The sequence below is a fragment of the Achromobacter spanius genome, assembly GCF_002966795.1.
GTDB lineage: Bacteria > Pseudomonadota > Gammaproteobacteria > Burkholderiales > Burkholderiaceae_B > Achromobacter > Achromobacter spanius_D.
Genome location: NZ_CP023270.1, coordinates 4,627,866 through 4,643,407, shown reverse-complemented (window position 1 = coordinate 4,643,407; position 15,542 = coordinate 4,627,866). Strand labels below are relative to the sequence as shown.

The following is a 15,542-nucleotide window of genomic DNA, read 5'->3' as shown; positions in this document are numbered from 1 at the left end:
AATGGCGCGCTGGCTCAACGCTGGCGCGCCATTTTTTTGAAGGCGTCCGGCATGGCCCTTGCTGACGCCCAATTCCGGCTGCAGACTGCAGATTCGGCTGCGCCAACTGAAAGGAGACCGTATGACCTACGACCTTTGGTATTGGGATGGCATCCCCGGACGGGGAGAATTTGTGCGCCTGGCGCTGGAAGCGGGCGGTATTCCATATCGGGAACGCGCCCGCGATCCGGGCGCCGACGAGAGCGTGTTGATCAATGACATGCAATCCGCTCGCAAGCACCCGCCTTTTGCCCCGCCGTATCTGGTGGCCGGAAAAATGACGCTGGGGCAGACCGCCAATATCCTGCTCTTCCTCGGCGAAAAGCATGGCCTTGCGCCCGAATCGCTTGAAGGCCGTTTATGGGTGAATCAGTTGCAGCTCACGATCGCCGATATGGTGGCCGAAGCGCATGATACCCATCACCCCATTTCCGCCAGCGATTATTACGAAGACCAGAAGGAAGAGGCCGCCCGTCGCGCCAAGGTCTTTCGCGAAGAACGCATTCCGAAGTTTCTCGGGTATTTCGAGCGGTTGCTGGATGGGCCACAAGCATGGCTGGCCGGCGGCGCAAAATGGACTTACGTGGACTTGTCCCTTTATCACCTGGTCGACGGCCTCCTTTTCGCGTTTCCCAAACGCATGGCCACGGTAGCCGCGCATTTTCCCAATGTGTTCGCGCTGCACGAGCGCGTGACCGCTTTGCCCGAATTACAGGCCTATTTTTCAAGCGGCCGCCGCCTGCCGTTTGGCGAAGGTATTTTCCGCCAGTATCGCGAGCTGGACGCGGCTTGAATCCGGGATTACCCGAATGTGCGTCATGGCGACGCTTTCAACTCTTTTTAAAAGGGACGCCGAGAAATACATCGGGTCATGATAATTTCTGGGATTAAGTAGTTTCGATTAGATACATAAGAATTACGTGTACCAGGCACGCCGGCAAACACACCCTGGAGGTTTCCATGCTTTGGCATACTCTTGGCCGCTTTATCCGTGGATATCGCAGTACCGATAAAAATGACCTGCTGGGACAGATCGACGCCATTCACAAATCCCAGGCGGTCATCGAATTTGATTTGAGCGGCCACATCTTGATGGCCAATCAGAATTTTCTGGACACCACGGGCTATTCGCTCGATGAGATCCAGGGGCGGCATCACCGCATGTTCATCGATCCCGATGAGCGTGGGTCGCCGCAATATGCAGCCTTTTGGGAAAGGCTGGGACAGGGCGCGCACGATTCGGGCCGTTATCGGCGGATTCGCAAGGATGGCTCCGACGTTTGGTTGCAGGCGTCCTATAACCCCATCTTTGACAAGCGGGGACGCCCGGTGAAGGTCATCAAGTACGCCACCGACATCACCGACCAGCAGAACCGGCAGGCGGACTCCGAAGGCCAGCTTGCGGCCATCTCCAAGGTCCAGGCGATCATCGAGTTCGAACTCGACGGCACCATCCTCCGGGCCAACGAGCTGTTTCTTGGTGCGGTGGGATATCGCGCTGACGAGGTGCTGGGTCGGCACCACAGCATCTTCGTGTCACCCGAAGAAGCCCGCAGCACGGCGTACAAGGATTTCTGGCGCCGGCTGCGCAATGGCGAGCACGATACCGGCCAGTACATGCGTTTGGGCAAGGGCGGCCGCCAGGTCTGGATAGAAGCCAGCTACAACCCGATCCTCGACGCGCAGGGCCGCCCATTCAAGGTGGTGAAGTTCGCCACCGACATCACCAAGCGCTTTACCGCGGCGCAAACGCTGCGGGTCGCCGTGCAGGGCCTGACCGAAAACGCCGAAAGAGCGCGGCAGGCCAACAGCCTTGCCCGGGACGCCAGCCGCATTGCTGAAACGGGCGGCGATACGATGCGCGACGTGGTGTCCACCATGGAAGCCATCACCGGCAGCTCGCGCCGCATTTCCGAGATCATCGGGGTCATGGACGGCATTGCATTCCAGACCAATATTCTTGCGCTGAATGCGGCTGTCGAGGCTGCGCGCGCGGGCGAGCACGGCAAGGGCTTCGCGGTCGTGGCGTCAGAGGTCCGCAATCTGGCGCAAAGCAGCGCGGCGGCCGCCAAGGAAATCAAGACTCTCATCACGACGTCGGTGGCGCAGGTGGAGGGCGGCGCGGTGCAGGTTCAGTCCGCCGGGGGCACGATGGAGGGCATCGTCGCCTCGTCTCGCCGCGTGACCGAAATCATGGGCCAGGTCGTTGACGTGTCGCTGGCGCAATCGGACAAGCTTGCCGGTGTGACCGAAGATCTCACGGAAACCCACGTCGAGACCGCAAGGCGATTGCGCGCCGCCTAGCGGACAGCGCGGGTGCCCGCCTGCCGGGCCCCAGCGCGAGTGCGCTATAAAGACGGCATTGCCGATCATTCGTGGCCCGCGCGGGCAGTTTCCGCCGCGGGCCGCGCCATTTGCCCCGACTGTCCATGACTGAATCCGAAGCCCTCGCCCTTGCTACGCACCGCCACTACAAGGGTGGCCTGTACCGCTATATCGGCACCGCCCGCCATTCCGAAACCGAGGAGTCCATGGTGGTGTACGAACACCTCTGGCCTCACGCGCGTGGCCTGTGGGTGCGCCCGGCCGATCTATTCTTCGGGCAGCTTGCCGACGGCTCGGCTCGCTTTGCGGCCTTGCACCCGGCGGAGTAAGCGCGTGACCTATTTCTACCGGCGCACGCGCGCGGCCAACACATCACCGGCCCGTCCCGCGCCGCGTGCGCAAGCGGCCTTGACGCACGCGCTGCAAGCGTTGGGCGGCCCCTTCATCGTCGCCGACCTGGAAACCACCGGCCTGTCCACCGCAAGCTGCGAAATTCTTGAATTTGCGGCAGTCAGAGTCGGCGAGGGTGGTGCGGTGGTGAACGAGTACACGCAAGTCGTGCGCACCTGCGGCCGTGTCCCTGCCTTCATTTCCCGCCTTACCGGCATCACGCAGGCCGAAGTCGATCGCGACGGCATTCCGGTCGCGCAGGCCTTCTCGTCGTTCCTGAGTTTTGTCGAGGATCTGCCGGTGTTCTTCCATAACGCCTCGTTCGACCGGCGCTTCCTCAGCGCGGCTGCGGACCAGACGGGGCTGCCTTTCCCGAATGCCACGCACTGCACGTTGGCGCTGGCGCGCCGCGCGTGGCCCGAATTGCCTTCGCACAAGCTCGACATCCTGGCGCGGCACGTCGGCGCCTCGCAGCCGACCCACCGGGCCTTGGCCGACGTGCGGACGACGGTTGCGGTCGCGTTGGCCGCCAGCGCTCGCCTGGCCACGGCGTAACGGGGCGCCAACAAGGCGCCATTCTTGTGGAGGTTCCGATGTCCGATCTGGAAGCAATCCGGCTCGCCGTGCGTCAGTTCACGGCCGAACGCGAATGGCAGCAGTTTCATTCGCCCAAGAATCTGGCGATGGCGCTGGCAGGGGAAACGGGCGAGCTGGTCTCGTTGTTCCAGTGGCTGGATGAAGACGAGTCGCGCAATCTGCCCGCCGCCCGGCTTGCGGACGCCGCGGACGAGATCGCCGATGTGCAGATGTATCTGGTGGCGTTGGCGGACCAGTTGGGCATCGATATCGCGCAGGCGGTTGCCGGCAAGATGGTGAAGAACGCCCAGAAGTACCCGGCCGATGCGTTCCGGCGCAGCGCGCGCAAATACAACGAGCCGCCGGAAGAATAACGCCGGTCCGCGCAGCCGCCCGGACCGGCGCCGCGCGTTCAGATCACTTTCTGTTCGTGGTGCACTTGGGGCGGCTCAACGAAAAAGCCGCCGACAAGCTTGCGCCACTCCTGGAAATCGGCCGACTCCCGGAAATCCACCATGTGGTTTTCGACCGTTTCCCAGTCCACCACCAGCGTGTAGCGCTGCGGCTGCTCGATGCTGCGGTACAGTTCCATGCCATGGCAACCCTTGGCGCGCAGAAACAGCGGCTTCGCCTGGGTAACACCGGCTTCGAACAGCGCCTCCTGTCCTTCGCGGACGTGGATGCTGGCAATCTCCTGAATCATGGCTTGGTCTCCGATTGAAGGGGGTGGGCAAGGCGGGAGTAGTATGGCCGAAAACTTCGCTACAAGCCCGCTTCATGAATCACCGAGCCGTCACATTGACTCGTCTCATTTCCATTCGCCTCCTTTGGTATGTCGGCGTCGGCGTCATTGCCTTGATGTCGCTGTACCTGCATACGCAATTCGGCGTCGCGGTGCTGCTGTCGGCCATTGCCATCTATATTCCGCTGTCGATGCTGGGCTTGCCGCTCGTCGCCTGGCTGTGCTTGTCGCGCCGCACGCGTGACCCTGCGTCCGGGTTACCACCCGCCTGGCCCGCATATCTTGCCGGCGTCACCGGCATCGTCCTGCTGGCAAGCTATCAGGTGCTTGCCAATCTGTACGTGGCCGAATGCGGATTTCTGCTTGTGCTGGTAGCCGTCGACCTGATGCTGGCGCGTCGCGAGACCGGCTGGCTGCTACGTCTGGCGCGTTAGATATCACGCGTGAGCCTCACGCGACCGGTCCCATCCTTTGAGCTGAATGCCGCCTGCAAGCTGGGCTTGACGCACGTATCGTGTCATCCATACGCATGGCCGCGTGAGGCTGCCATCTCCACTTTCAGGTTTGTGTAATTCGCGAGTCCATCCTCCAGAAAGACCCGGTCGTTCGTTTAACCGATACCGACCTGCCTAGGACGGCGCAATCATTCCGTACCAATACGAAAGTCCCACGCCCTGCCAATGCAAGGCGCAGTTCCTGGGTAGTAACGGTCCGCGCCGGTCGGTCTCCGGCACCTGTGCATCCGTGCAGACGGATCAGGAGGAGCTCAAATGAAAAAGCTCGCAGCAGTCGCCGCGTTGTCATTGTTCGCCGCATCGGCTTACGCCACTGGCCCGGGCCAGGTCGGAGGTTCGGTGACCGGTCACGCCGGCGCCATCAACGGTACCGCTTCATCCATCTCCACCGGCAGTTCGGTGGTCGCCACCCAGGTCAACGGCTACGGCTCGTCGAGCCAGACGTCGTTCGGCAGCACGGGCGGCATCGCGGAGGTCGGCGGATCGTTCAGCCGCGACGGCACGCAAGTCGTCACCAGCACGCGGCAGTACGCCAATAGCGAATCGTACGGGCATGTGTCGGGCAACGCGCCGATCATGGTCGGCGACAGCATCGCCAACGGCGGCGCGACGTTTGGCAAGACGGAAACGAGCGCGTCGGCGACGGGCTCGTTCCACGCGGCAAATATCGGCGCATTCGGGTCGATACACGGCATCGGCTCGGTGGGCCATGTCGTTGGGTTCAATCGCTGACCCAATTATCCGGACGGCTTCGGCCGTCCGGGCGAGGGGACATCATGAAGAGCATAGTTCTAGCCATCTCCCTGTCGCTCGCCGCCATGTCGGCGGGGGCGCAGACCAGCACGTCCAGTTCCACGACGTCGGCATCGTCCGGGTCGACCAACGCGGGCAACAACCAGGGCATCACACTGAATTCAAGCAACAGCGGGACCAGCACGTTGCGCAGCGCGCCGCCGGTTGGCGGACAGAGCTTTTACGGCTCGTTCTCGTCGGACAGCTGCATGGTGTCGGCGGGCGGCGGCGGTTCGGTGGTGGGTTTCGGGATGAACGTCGCGATTCCGATCGAAGACCAGAAATGCAGCCTGCGCCGCAACTTCGAGCGCACGATGCAGGCGGCGGCATCGACCAAGGACGCGGATCGCTCGCGGCGTCTGGAAACCGCGGCCATCGACATCCTGTGCCAGACCGACGATCGCACCAAGGCGGCGCTGGTGGCGCAGGGGCTCTGCACCAATCCTGCGCTGACGACGGCGGACCATCGGTTCGACAGCGGCGCCGTGGCGCAGGTCGCGCCGCAGACGCCGGTTCAGACGGCGGGCGCCGCGCCCACGCAGCCTCAGGCGCCGATGACGCCTGTCACGCAGGGCTACCCGGTGCTGTCGGCCCGCAGCGCCGCGTTCACCGCGCCGCCACTGCGCAACCCTCGCGTGGAGCGGCAACAGTTTGCCGACCTGTACTCTCCCGGCTGAAGCGGCCGTCGCATGACGGCAATCAGGGCGTGGCGGGCGGCGGGACCGCGACGGGCGCAGGCGCCTGCGCGGGTTCCGGCGCCGACGCCAGCAGCATGGTCGGCGGGGACGACACTTCAAGCTTGGCCTCGTCCAGGCGCTTGAGCACCGTGAACAGCAGCGCGCTGCGCACCCCGTACGCGGCACGCGGCGACGACACATAGCCCCTTGCATTGAAGATCAGATGGCCTGCGTCGATACCGTCCAGGAAGACGTTGGGCGCCGGCGACTCCAGCACGTCCTCGTGATCCGCCAACGCCTGCAGCATCAGTTCGCGCACCTGCTCGGCGTCCGTCGACAGGGGCATGGGCAGCTTGATCTGCACCAGGCCAAGCGGATTGGACCGCGTCACGTTGCGCACCGTTTTCGTCACGAATTCGGAGTTCGGCACGATCACTGTGGAACGGTCGCCCATCTGGATCTCGGTGGCGCGCACATTGATGCGCAGGATGTCGCCTTCGACGCCGCCCAGCGACACCCAGTCGCCCACCTTCACCGGCCGCTCGGCCAGCAGGATCAGGCCCGACACGAAGTTCTGCACGACCGCCTGAAGACCGAAACCGATACCCACGGACAGCGCGCTGGCGATCCACGCGACCCGTTCCAGTCCGATCCCGGCGGCCGACAGCGACAACGCCACGGCCAGCACGAAGCCGCCGTAGCCGAACAGCGTCGCGGCAGACAACTGCATGCCCGGATCCAGTTCCGTGGTGGGCAGATAGCGGTTGGACAGCCAGCGCTTGAGCATCTTCACGCTCAGCAGCGACAGCGCCAGCACGATCAACGCCTGCAGCACCGCGCCGGGCCGGATTTGCGCCTCGCCGATCGCCAGGCCCTTGCGAAGCTGGTCGAAGCGCTGCACCAGATCCATCGGCGCTTCGCCAAATGGCGCCAGCACCAGAATGATGGCAAGCAGCCCGATCGCCACGCGGCCCAGGCCGGACAGCAATACCGCGGCCTGATCGCGCATGCTGGGCCCATCGCCTTCCGCGCTGTCCCGGTGCGCCGTGCCCAGCAAGGTGCTGAACCCGTCCTCGACCAGCGTCGATGCCAGATAGGCCGAAGCCAGCACGATCAGCACCCACAGCACCTGCTTGACCAGGAAGCTGCCGAATGCCACGTAGCCCAGCAGCAGGCTGGCAAGGCTGACGATCAGCACCGTCCATATGGCAGCCAGCATCAGCGAGACCCACAGCGGAATCGGCGTTTCGCTGTCCTGCATGACCTGACGGCGCAGGCGGCGGCTGATGGACAGCACGGCGGCAAGCATCGCCATGCTCAGCACGCCCACGATGCCCGTCAGGGTGATGGTCGTCGTCAGACTGGCGTCCAGCAGCACGGGCAGCCGTTCTGCGAGCCAGATCAGGACCACCAGCACGCCCAGCGTGCCGGGAAGCCAGCGCAGGCGGTTTGCCACGATGTCGCTGACCGGCGGCAGGCGCCACGAAGGACGGTTGGTCGACAGCAGCGCGTAGCCCATCCCCGACACGAAACCGCCGAAACAGACCGTGGCCACCAGATTGGTCAGGAGCGAATCAGTGCTGTCCGAAAGCTGGGACCGCCAGTCCAGGCCGGTCTGGATCAGCAGGGCAATCACACCGGGGGTGGCGACCGACAAGGCCACCAAGGCCACGGCCAGGAACGAACGCCGCAGCCGTCCGGGCGGCACGCGCGTCGCGGTCAGCTGCAGCAGATACCGGCCAACCCAGACGCGCAACGCAATTGCCAGACCCGCCACGATGGCGAGCAGCAGCCATCCCCATTTCGGCGTCTGACCCACGGCGGTGGACAGGTCGTCGCGCAAGGCCTCAAGACGCCCCAGATCGCGGGGAAACTCCTGGCGGAATTCGGTCCAGAACTGGCCAGAAAGGAAGGAATCGCGACGTTCGCCCAAGCGCGCCTGAAACTGCTTGCGCCGCTGGGCTGAAATCTGTTCGGCCGTCTGGCCGGCATCCACCGATAGCAGCCGCGCCAGCTTGATCTGCGCGTCCAGCGCGCGGCTGTTCTTTTCCAGTTGCGCCCGCTGCGCCGCCACATCAGGCGCTTCCTTGGCGCCATCCGGCGGTGTGCCCAGTTCGCTCAGCCGGGCGGTCACGCTGGCCAGTTGCGGCGTCAGCGCTTCAGTTGCGGCGTCCGCCTTGGACTGGATGTCCAGCGCCTCGCCGCGCTGCTTGAGCAGCACGGCGTCGTCCGTTTCGTCGGGGATCCGCTTGCGGATTTCGTCAATCTGCTTGCGCGCCGCGGCGAGTACGGCCTCGGTATCGGCAGGGGCGGCGGGCGGCGCGGCAAAGGCGGGCAGAAAGCAGAACACCAGCAGCAGCGCAGCAAGCAGCGCCGCCAGGTTGGGCGCGCGGAGTCGGCGGGCGCGAAAGGGCAGAGGGTGCGTGGTCGGGATCATGTTTCTGAAGCGAGTTCCTCGCGTGGAGGCGGCAGCATAACAAGCTGCCGCCCCGGCCGTTGCAACAAAAACTCGCCTTGCGTCCCTGTATTCCCAACGGCCGCCGCCCGCCGTCTAGCCTACGCTTGCGGGCCGTGAAATGGGGGGCGGATCTGCGCATCTGCACCCAGGGACTGGCCCGTCATGGCGGCGCTCGCAACCCATATTTACCAGCCGAACGTTTGGATTCACTTCGGTTGGCGATCGGGCGCGCGTGCAGCCCGAATTCGGGGCTTGCCCAGCACGGCGTCGCAGACCTGCAGCCATGCACGAGCGGCAAACGACAGGTAGCCGGACTGCAGCCAGATATGGCCGACTTCCCATTGAATGCCGGACTTCGCGAGCTTCGCGGTGCTCAGGCCCCGCGTCTTCATCCGCTGCATCAGCGGTTCGGGCAAGAGGGCCACGCCCAGTCCCGCCGAGGCCATCGCCACCAGAAAATCCCAATGCGCGCTTTGCGCCGCGATGCTGGGCTGCAGTCCAGCATCGGCAAACGCCTGCCGCAACCGCCGGGTGATTGCGAAGTCGTCGGTGGGAATCAGCAAGCGCGCTTCGCGCAGCGCATTCAGTGGCAGCGAGGTCTTTCCGGCCCACGGCGCGTCGGGCGGTCCGATCACCCAGATGGGGTAGCTGCCAAAGGCCTGCGCGGCCAGGCCTCCGTCAGGAGCGACCGGCAAGATGGTGGCGCCGACCTCCAGTTCGCCGCTGGCCACCAGGCCTTCCACCGCCTGGCCTGTGCCTTCGCGCAGCGTCAGGTGGATGCCCGGATGCAATTCGCGGAATCGCTTGACGACCGGGGTGAACAGCAGATTGATCATCGGCGGAATGCCCACCTCCAGCGCCCCGCGCCCCAGTTCCGCGGTCTGGCGCATTTCCTCGGACAGTTGGCGCATCGTCTCCAGCACCTGCAGGCCGCGCTGGTACATGACCCGGCCGGTATCGGTGGGGCGGGCGGTGTGCCCGTCACGGATCAGAAGCGGCGTGCCGGCTTCTTCTTCCAGCTGCCGGATCATCTTGCTGACCGTGGACTGCGTGACAAACAGCGATCTGGCCGCCTGCGTGAAGCTGGCATGCCTGACGGTTTCGACGAAATACCGCAATGCGCGCACGTCCATGGGAAAGCCGACCCTTTCGCGCCGTGCGCGAGAAAAATCCAAATGATGAATAAAACGACTGAATTGGATGAGTTTAAGTCATTACGAGATTTGCTCTTGGCTTCCTATACTGCCGAAAAATCGTCCCAACGCCCGTATCCACGGCCCTTGGGACCTCGGGAAACGCCGCGTCAGACGGTGCCCGGGCGCTGCGGACGCCTTCGCCGCGCCCGGCCCTAAGCCGCCAGCCTTTGAATTTGGAGACACCATGCCTTTCGACCGGATCCGCAACGCCGACCTGCACGCCAGGATCACCTCAGCCGAACAGGCCGCCTTACTGGTTCAGGACGGAATGACCGTCGGAATGAGCGGATTCACGCGGGCAGGCGACTGTAAATCGGTGCCGGCCGCGCTGGCGGCGCGCGCCGAGCGTGAACCGCTGGCCATCACCTTGATCACGGGCGCCTCGCTCGGTCACGACACCGACAAGATGCTGGCGCAGGCCAATGCGCTTGCACGGCGTCTGCCGTTCCAGGTCGACACGACCCTGCGCCGCAAGATCAATCAAGGCGAAATCGCCTTCATCGACCAGCACTTGTCCGAGACGGTGGAACAACTGCGGGCGGGGCATCTGGGGCCCATCAACGTGGCCATCATCGAGGCCGCCGCCATCACCGAATCCGGCGCGATCGTGCCGACGATGTCGGTGGGCAATTCCGCGTCGTTCGTGCAGCAGGCCGACAAGATCATCGTCGAGCTGAACCTGAGCGTGCCTGCAGCCATCGAAGGCCTGCACGACATCTACATTCCGGGCGACCGTCCCGCCCGTCAGCCCATCGCCCTGATGTCCGCAGACCAGCGCATCGGCCAGACCTGCATCGAGGTCGATCCCGACCGCATCGCCGCCATCGTCATCACGCAGGAGCCCGACAGCCCCTCCAACGCGCTGCCGCCCGACGCCGAGACCAACGCGATCGCGGGACATATCAACCAATTCCTGCGCGGCGAAGTGGACGCAGGCCGCCTGACAAACGCGCTGCTGCCGCTCCAGGCAGGCATCGGCACCATCGCCAACGCGGTCCTCCACGGCTTCGAATCGTCTGATTTCGAGGACCTGATCATGTATTCCGAAGTGCTGCAGGACAGCGCCATCGAATTGCTTGACCAGGGCAAGCTGGCATTCGCCTCGGCGTCGTCCATCACCGTGTCCAAGCCCGTGTACGAGAAGATCCTCGCCAACATGGAGCACTATCGCCAACGCATCGTGCTGCGTCCGCAAGAAATCAGCAACGCGCCTGAAATCGTGCGGCGCCTTGGCATCATCGCCATCAACACGGCGCTGGAATTCGATATCTACGGCAATGTGAATTCCACGCACGTCGGCGGCACGCACATGATGAACGGCATCGGCGGCTCGGGCGATTTCGCGCGCAACGCCCACCTTGCGATCTTCGTGACCAAATCGATGGCCAAGAATGGCGACATCTCCAGCGTGGTGCCGATGGTGTCCCATGTCGACCACACGGAACACGATGTCGACGTGCTGGTCACGGAATGCGGTCTGGCTGACCTGCGCGGTCTGGCGCCGCGCGAGCGCGCCCGCGCCATCATCCAGAACTGCGTGCATCCTTCGTACCGGGACGCGCTCCAAGACTATTTCGATCGCGCGTGCGCACGCGGCGGCCAAACGCCGCACCTGCTGGAAGAAGCGTTTTCGTGGCACCAGCGGTTCAATGAGACCGACTCGATGCAGCCTGTCGCGGCATCGGCGCGCAAGGCTGCCTGAAGCACGACTACAGATTGACTGCCGCCGTCGCGGCGTCCGCCTGGTCTTTCGAGCGAAGCGAACCCAGGCTTTCAAGGCAATGTCCTGCCGGGCGCCGCGTTTTGGTCAAGGTAAAGCTGCTGCCCGCCGCTTTACCTTTTTTTTCGCCTGGGCCCTAGCTTTCGTCCTCGGGCTTTGAGGTCACCAGAGTCTGGCGTGACATTTCCAGTTCGTCGCGCAGCCATTGCTTGAACGCGTTCAGCGGTGCCCAATCCCGCAAGCTCGGCCGATACACCAGGTGGTAGGTCTGCCCCAGTTCGTAATGCACGCGTACGGGTGACACCTGCACAAGCCGCCCGGCACAGAGTGCATCCGCCGCCAGCAGTTCGCGGCCGAGCGTGATGCCCAGCCCCTGCTCGGCAGCCTGCAGCATCATCCCCGCATCATTGAACGACGCCACGGGCGTGACCGGCGTCGGAAACCCGGCCGCCGCGAACCAATGCTGCCAGAGCTCGCGTTCGCCAAGCAAAGGTTGGCGCGCCAGCGTTTCGGGTGAATTGTCGGGCAGGGCGTCCATCGTCTCGGGCGAAGCCAGCACGATCAGCGGCAACGGCACGTCAAACAGCGGCTCCGACTCCACGCCGGCCCACGGCCCTTGCCCGATCCGCAGCGCGGCATGAAACCCGTCCCGCGCCAGGTCGACCAGTTGCTGGGACGTCTCGATCTCCAGCGCCAGCTCCGGATGCCGTGCGCGCCACCGCGCCATGCGCGGCAACAGCCAGCGCTGCGCAAACGACGGCAATACCGACACGCGCAACCGTTGTTCGCGTCCACTAGCCGCCGCACTCGCCGCCATCAAACCCTCATCAAGCAACGCCATGGCCCCTTGCACGCTGCACAACAGCGCCGCGCCAGCGGAGTTCAACACAATGCCGCGGCCGCTTCGCTCGAAAAGCGGAAAGCCGATCTGCTCCTCCAGCACCTTGATCTGCTGGCTCACGGCGCTATGTGTCAGGTGCAGCCGCTCGGCTGCAGCGCGCAGGTTCTGCAGTTCCGCGACAACGCGAAAAGCGGGGAGGGTGTTCAGCGGCAAGCGCATGGCAGATCTTCTAAGAAAGTTTTTTGGTCATCGTAGCTTACCGATGGGGCCAAAACAATTGGATTTTCAGTCGGTCATTGGGCGATTACGCTTACCAAAACGGTGCAAAAGGAGCCTGTTATGACCGCGCAATCTTTCATGCCGACCTCTCCGCTGGTCGGCACACCTCGCCAGCCGGTGCCTGTTACCGCATCGGCCACGTCCGCACCAACTGCTTCTTTACCTGCTGCCCCTGCAACCGTGGCCCCTTCACCTGAGGCCTCTTCACCCGTAGCAGTGCTGGAAATCGCGCAAGCACCCGATCGCGGCTTCCTCACTCGGCTGTGGAATGCCTACCTTGCCCACCGCAACGCGGCGCGCATGCGCAACATCGCCCAAGACATGGAGCCGCACATGCTCAACGACGTGGGCGCACCCCAATGGCTGGTCAACGAAGCCACCGTCCGCCGCGAATTGACCCGGCTTCGCCATGTGGATTTCATCCGCTGGTAGCGTCGAGCCAGGCCAACTTGGCAAGCGAAACGCGCCGCCTTGATGCTCGCTCCTATCCGCCTCGCAGTTCATCTATATATAGAGAGAGCGAACAAGGCTTCCTCTAACGTCTCCACCTCGCACAAGCGGAGGGGCCGCCAGCGGCACCCTCCGCCTTCGTGTCCCAGAGGTCGTGGCGGCTCGATTCCTCCCTCGATAGTTCCCCCTCTATATAGAACTAGCCTTTCCCTCAAAGCCGCATGCCGGTCTCCACAGGGGACGAGTTGCCACCGACCGCGTCGCCGAACCAATAATTTGCGACACCGGCATGACAGCGCAAAATTCTGTGCTATAGTCTCGCTCCTTCGCAGCTCAGACAGTTTTGAGACGCGAAGCCAAGCAAGTGCAACAGGCGAAGCGGGGCAACCCAACCTCACCTGCCGCAACAGCAATCAGAAATGAGCGCTCCGCGGTTATTGCAAGAATCGACGCAAATTAGGCAGAAGCCAGTTGCAAGATCCGCAAAAATTGTGCTATAGTTTCGGGCTTGGCAGTTGCTGAAAAATTAGGGTTTACCCTGACGTTTCGATAGCTGCTAGGGCAGGGCGAAAGTCCTGGCGAGACCTGAAGAGGTCGCCGCAAGAAAGCGAAGCAAACTGCGAAAGCAAAAAGCGAAGCTGACTTGACAAGCGATAAAAACTTCTTCATAATCTCGTTTCTCTGCTGCAACGACAGCGACGGCGCGAAAGCGAAGTTGGCCGAAGTTGAGAGCAGAAATCAGCAGTACAAAATTTAGCAGTACAGAATTTAGTAAGACCGCTCTTTAACAATTAAACAACCGATAAGTGTGGGCGCTTGATGCGAGTGCAGCGATTGGGTTTCGGCCTGAATCGCAAGCACAAGAAATCAAGTGCTCACTAGAAGTGAAGTGCCTTAGACGTCAAGTTTAAGAACATACCTCACTTCCTTTGAGTAGCGACGTATGACCTGGTTTGGATTTATTCAGACCAAGAATACGAAACAAATACAGAGATTAAACTGAAGAGTTTGATCCTGGCTCAGATTGAACGCTAGCGGGATGCCTTACACATGCAAGTCGAACGGCAGCACGGACTTCGGTCTGGTGGCGAGTGGCGAACGGGTGAGTAATGTATCGGAACGTGCCTAGTAGCGGGGGATAACTACGCGAAAGCGTAGCTAATACCGCATACGCCCTTCGGGGGAAAGCAGGGGATCGCAAGACCTTGCACTATTAGAGCGGCCGATATCGGATTAGCTAGTTGGTGGGGTAACGGCTCACCAAGGCGACGATCCGTAGCTGGTTTGAGAGGACGACCAGCCACACTGGGACTGAGACACGGCCCAGACTCCTACGGGAGGCAGCAGTGGGGAATTTTGGACAATGGGGGAAACCCTGATCCAGCCATCCCGCGTGTGCGATGAAGGCCTTCGGGTTGTAAAGCACTTTTGGCAGGAAAGAAACGTCCCGGGATAATACCCCGGGAAACTGACGGTACCTGCAGAATAAGCACCGGCTAACTACGTGCCAGCAGCCGCGGTAATACGTAGGGTGCAAGCGTTAATCGGAATTACTGGGCGTAAAGCGTGCGCAGGCGGTTCGGAAAGAAAGATGTGAAATCCCAGAGCTTAACTTTGGAACTGCATTTTTAACTACCGAGCTAGAGTGTGTCAGAGGGAGGTGGAATTCCGCGTGTAGCAGTGAAATGCGTAGATATGCGGAGGAACACCGATGGCGAAGGCAGCCTCCTGGGATAACACTGACGCTCATGCACGAAAGCGTGGGGAGCAAACAGGATTAGATACCCTGGTAGTCCACGCCCTAAACGATGTCAACTAGCTGTTGGGGCCTTCGGGCCTTGGTAGCGCAGCTAACGCGTGAAGTTGACCGCCTGGGGAGTACGGTCGCAAGATTAAAACTCAAAGGAATTGACGGGGACCCGCACAAGCGGTGGATGATGTGGATTAATTCGATGCAACGCGAAAAACCTTACCTACCCTTGACATGTCTGGAATGCCGAAGAGATTTGGCAGTGCTCGCAAGAGAACCGGAACACAGGTGCTGCATGGCTGTCGTCAGCTCGTGTCGTGAGATGTTGGGTTAAGTCCCGCAACGAGCGCAACCCTTGTCATTAGTTGCTACGAAAGGGCACTCTAATGAGACTGCCGGTGACAAACCGGAGGAAGGTGGGGATGACGTCAAGTCCTCATGGCCCTTATGGGTAGGGCTTCACACGTCATACAATGGTCGGGACAGAGGGTCGCCAACCCGCGAGGGGGAGCCAATCCCAGAAACCCGATCGTAGTCCGGATCGCAGTCTGCAACTCGACTGCGTGAAGTCGGAATCGCTAGTAATCGCGGATCAGCATGTCGCGGTGAATACGTTCCCGGGTCTTGTACACACCGCCCGTCACACCATGGGAGTGGGTTTTACCAGAAGTAGTTAGCCTAACCGTAAGGAGGGCGATTACCACGGTAGGATTCATGACTGGGGTGAAGTCGTAACAAGGTAGCCGTATCGGAAGGTGCGGCTGGATCACCTCCTTTCAGAGCTTACGTGCT

Annotated in this window: 14 protein-coding genes and 1 rRNA gene; 11 read left to right on the top strand and 4 right to left on the bottom strand. The window is 62.3% G+C overall.

Annotated elements, in window-relative coordinates; genetic code table 11:
* Positions 1-121 precede the first annotated feature (121 nt).
* From CLM73_RS21020 to CLM73_RS21000, 5 genes are all read left to right on the top strand, one after another.
* A complete protein-coding gene (locus CLM73_RS21020; RefSeq protein WP_105240083.1) occupies positions 122-832 on the top strand; it encodes a glutathione S-transferase in 711 nt (236 codons plus the stop codon).
* A 167-nt stretch (positions 833-999) separates the two neighbouring features.
* Complete coding sequence (locus CLM73_RS29355; RefSeq protein WP_105240082.1) at positions 1,000-2,343, top strand: methyl-accepting chemotaxis protein; 1,344 nt, start codon at positions 1,000-1,002, stop codon at positions 2,341-2,343.
* A gap of 125 nt (positions 2,344-2,468) precedes the next feature.
* Positions 2,469-2,693: a DUF1653 domain-containing protein gene (locus tag CLM73_RS21010; protein ID WP_056570982.1), complete on the top strand. Its 225-nt coding sequence runs from the start codon at positions 2,469-2,471 to the stop codon at positions 2,691-2,693.
* Positions 2,694-2,772: 79 nt separating this feature from the next.
* The gene (locus CLM73_RS21005) at positions 2,773-3,309 is read left to right on the top strand and encodes a PolC-type DNA polymerase III (protein ID WP_234015919.1); all 537 of its coding nucleotides are present in this window, start codon (positions 2,773-2,775) and stop codon (positions 3,307-3,309) included.
* A 38-nt stretch (positions 3,310-3,347) separates the two neighbouring features.
* Positions 3,348-3,704 (top strand): nucleotide pyrophosphohydrolase, encoded by a 357-nt coding sequence (locus CLM73_RS21000; protein WP_105240080.1) that lies wholly within the window; start codon positions 3,348-3,350, stop codon positions 3,702-3,704.
* A gap of 38 nt (positions 3,705-3,742) precedes the next feature.
* On the opposite strand, the gene CLM73_RS20995 is transcribed toward CLM73_RS21000, so the two are convergent.
* Positions 3,743-4,033 (bottom strand): antibiotic biosynthesis monooxygenase family protein, encoded by a 291-nt coding sequence (locus tag CLM73_RS20995; protein ID WP_056570634.1) that lies wholly within the window; start codon positions 4,031-4,033, stop codon positions 3,743-3,745.
* Between the two features lie 74 nt (positions 4,034-4,107).
* Here CLM73_RS20995 and CLM73_RS20990 point away from each other — a divergent pair, with 74 nt between their 5' ends.
* The 3 genes from CLM73_RS20990 to CLM73_RS20980 all read left to right on the top strand — a co-directional run bounded on the left by CLM73_RS20990 (position 4,108) and on the right by CLM73_RS20980 (position 6,056).
* A complete protein-coding gene (locus CLM73_RS20990) occupies positions 4,108-4,506 on the top strand; it encodes a hypothetical protein (protein ID WP_105240079.1) in 399 nt (132 codons plus the stop codon).
* A 336-nt stretch (positions 4,507-4,842) separates the two neighbouring features.
* On the top strand, positions 4,843-5,319 hold the full coding sequence (locus CLM73_RS20985) for a hypothetical protein (protein ID WP_105240078.1): 477 nt from the start codon (positions 4,843-4,845) through the stop codon (positions 5,317-5,319).
* A gap of 44 nt (positions 5,320-5,363) precedes the next feature.
* The gene (locus CLM73_RS20980; RefSeq protein ID WP_105240077.1) at positions 5,364-6,056 is read left to right on the top strand and encodes a hypothetical protein; all 693 of its coding nucleotides are present in this window, start codon (positions 5,364-5,366) and stop codon (positions 6,054-6,056) included.
* Between the two features lie 22 nt (positions 6,057-6,078).
* Here the strand turns inward: CLM73_RS20980 and CLM73_RS20975 are convergent, their stop codons facing one another.
* Positions 6,079-8,493 carry a DUF3772 domain-containing protein gene (locus CLM73_RS20975; protein WP_105240076.1) on the bottom strand — a complete coding sequence of 805 codons (2,415 nt, stop codon included), beginning with the start codon at positions 8,491-8,493 and terminating at the stop codon, positions 6,079-6,081.
* A gap of 227 nt (positions 8,494-8,720) precedes the next feature.
* Positions 8,721-9,647: a LysR family transcriptional regulator gene (locus CLM73_RS20970; protein WP_105240075.1), complete on the bottom strand. Its 927-nt coding sequence runs from the start codon at positions 9,645-9,647 to the stop codon at positions 8,721-8,723.
* A gap of 247 nt (positions 9,648-9,894) precedes the next feature.
* Here CLM73_RS20970 and CLM73_RS20965 point away from each other — a divergent pair, with 247 nt between their 5' ends.
* The gene (locus tag CLM73_RS20965; RefSeq protein ID WP_105240074.1) at positions 9,895-11,412 is read left to right on the top strand and encodes an acetyl-CoA hydrolase/transferase family protein; all 1,518 of its coding nucleotides are present in this window, start codon (positions 9,895-9,897) and stop codon (positions 11,410-11,412) included.
* A 154-nt stretch (positions 11,413-11,566) separates the two neighbouring features.
* On the opposite strand, the gene CLM73_RS20960 is transcribed toward CLM73_RS20965, so the two are convergent.
* Complete coding sequence (locus CLM73_RS20960) at positions 11,567-12,490, bottom strand: LysR substrate-binding domain-containing protein (RefSeq protein WP_105240073.1); 924 nt, start codon at positions 12,488-12,490, stop codon at positions 11,567-11,569.
* 120 nt (positions 12,491-12,610) lie between these two features.
* On the opposite strand from CLM73_RS20960, the gene CLM73_RS29275 reads away from it, so the two are divergent.
* The gene (locus CLM73_RS29275; protein WP_234015705.1) at positions 12,611-12,982 is read left to right on the top strand and encodes a hypothetical protein; all 372 of its coding nucleotides are present in this window, start codon (positions 12,611-12,613) and stop codon (positions 12,980-12,982) included.
* A 1,014-nt stretch (positions 12,983-13,996) separates the two neighbouring features.
* Positions 13,997-15,527 (top strand): 16S ribosomal RNA (locus CLM73_RS20950).
* The last annotated feature ends 15 nt before the right edge of the window (positions 15,528-15,542 follow it).

Excerpts from the sequence above, each read along its gene's own strand:
- CLM73_RS21020 (WP_105240083.1), top strand. The coding sequence starts at position 122 with ATGACCTACGACCTTTGGTATTGGGATGGCATCCCCGGACGGGGAGAA.
- CLM73_RS29355 (WP_105240082.1), top strand. The coding sequence starts at position 1,000 with ATGCTTTGGCATACTCTTGGCCGCTTTATCCGTGGATATCGCAGTACC.
- CLM73_RS21010 (WP_056570982.1), top strand. The coding sequence starts at position 2,469 with ATGACTGAATCCGAAGCCCTCGCCCTTGCTACGCACCGCCACTACAAG.
- CLM73_RS21000 (WP_105240080.1), top strand. The coding sequence starts at position 3,348 with ATGTCCGATCTGGAAGCAATCCGGCTCGCCGTGCGTCAGTTCACGGCC.
- CLM73_RS20995 (WP_056570634.1), bottom strand. The coding sequence starts at position 4,033 with ATGATTCAGGAGATTGCCAGCATCCACGTCCGCGAAGGACAGGAGGCG.
- CLM73_RS20990 (WP_105240079.1), top strand. The coding sequence starts at position 4,108 with ATGAATCACCGAGCCGTCACATTGACTCGTCTCATTTCCATTCGCCTC.
- CLM73_RS20985 (WP_105240078.1), top strand. The coding sequence starts at position 4,843 with ATGAAAAAGCTCGCAGCAGTCGCCGCGTTGTCATTGTTCGCCGCATCG.
- CLM73_RS20980 (WP_105240077.1), top strand. The coding sequence starts at position 5,364 with ATGAAGAGCATAGTTCTAGCCATCTCCCTGTCGCTCGCCGCCATGTCG.
- CLM73_RS20975 (WP_105240076.1), bottom strand. The coding sequence starts at position 8,493 with ATGATCCCGACCACGCACCCTCTGCCCTTTCGCGCCCGCCGACTCCGC.
- CLM73_RS20970 (WP_105240075.1), bottom strand. The coding sequence starts at position 9,647 with ATGGACGTGCGCGCATTGCGGTATTTCGTCGAAACCGTCAGGCATGCC.
- CLM73_RS20965 (WP_105240074.1), top strand. The coding sequence starts at position 9,895 with ATGCCTTTCGACCGGATCCGCAACGCCGACCTGCACGCCAGGATCACC.
- CLM73_RS20960 (WP_105240073.1), bottom strand. The coding sequence starts at position 12,490 with ATGCGCTTGCCGCTGAACACCCTCCCCGCTTTTCGCGTTGTCGCGGAA.
- CLM73_RS29275 (WP_234015705.1), top strand. The coding sequence starts at position 12,611 with ATGACCGCGCAATCTTTCATGCCGACCTCTCCGCTGGTCGGCACACCT.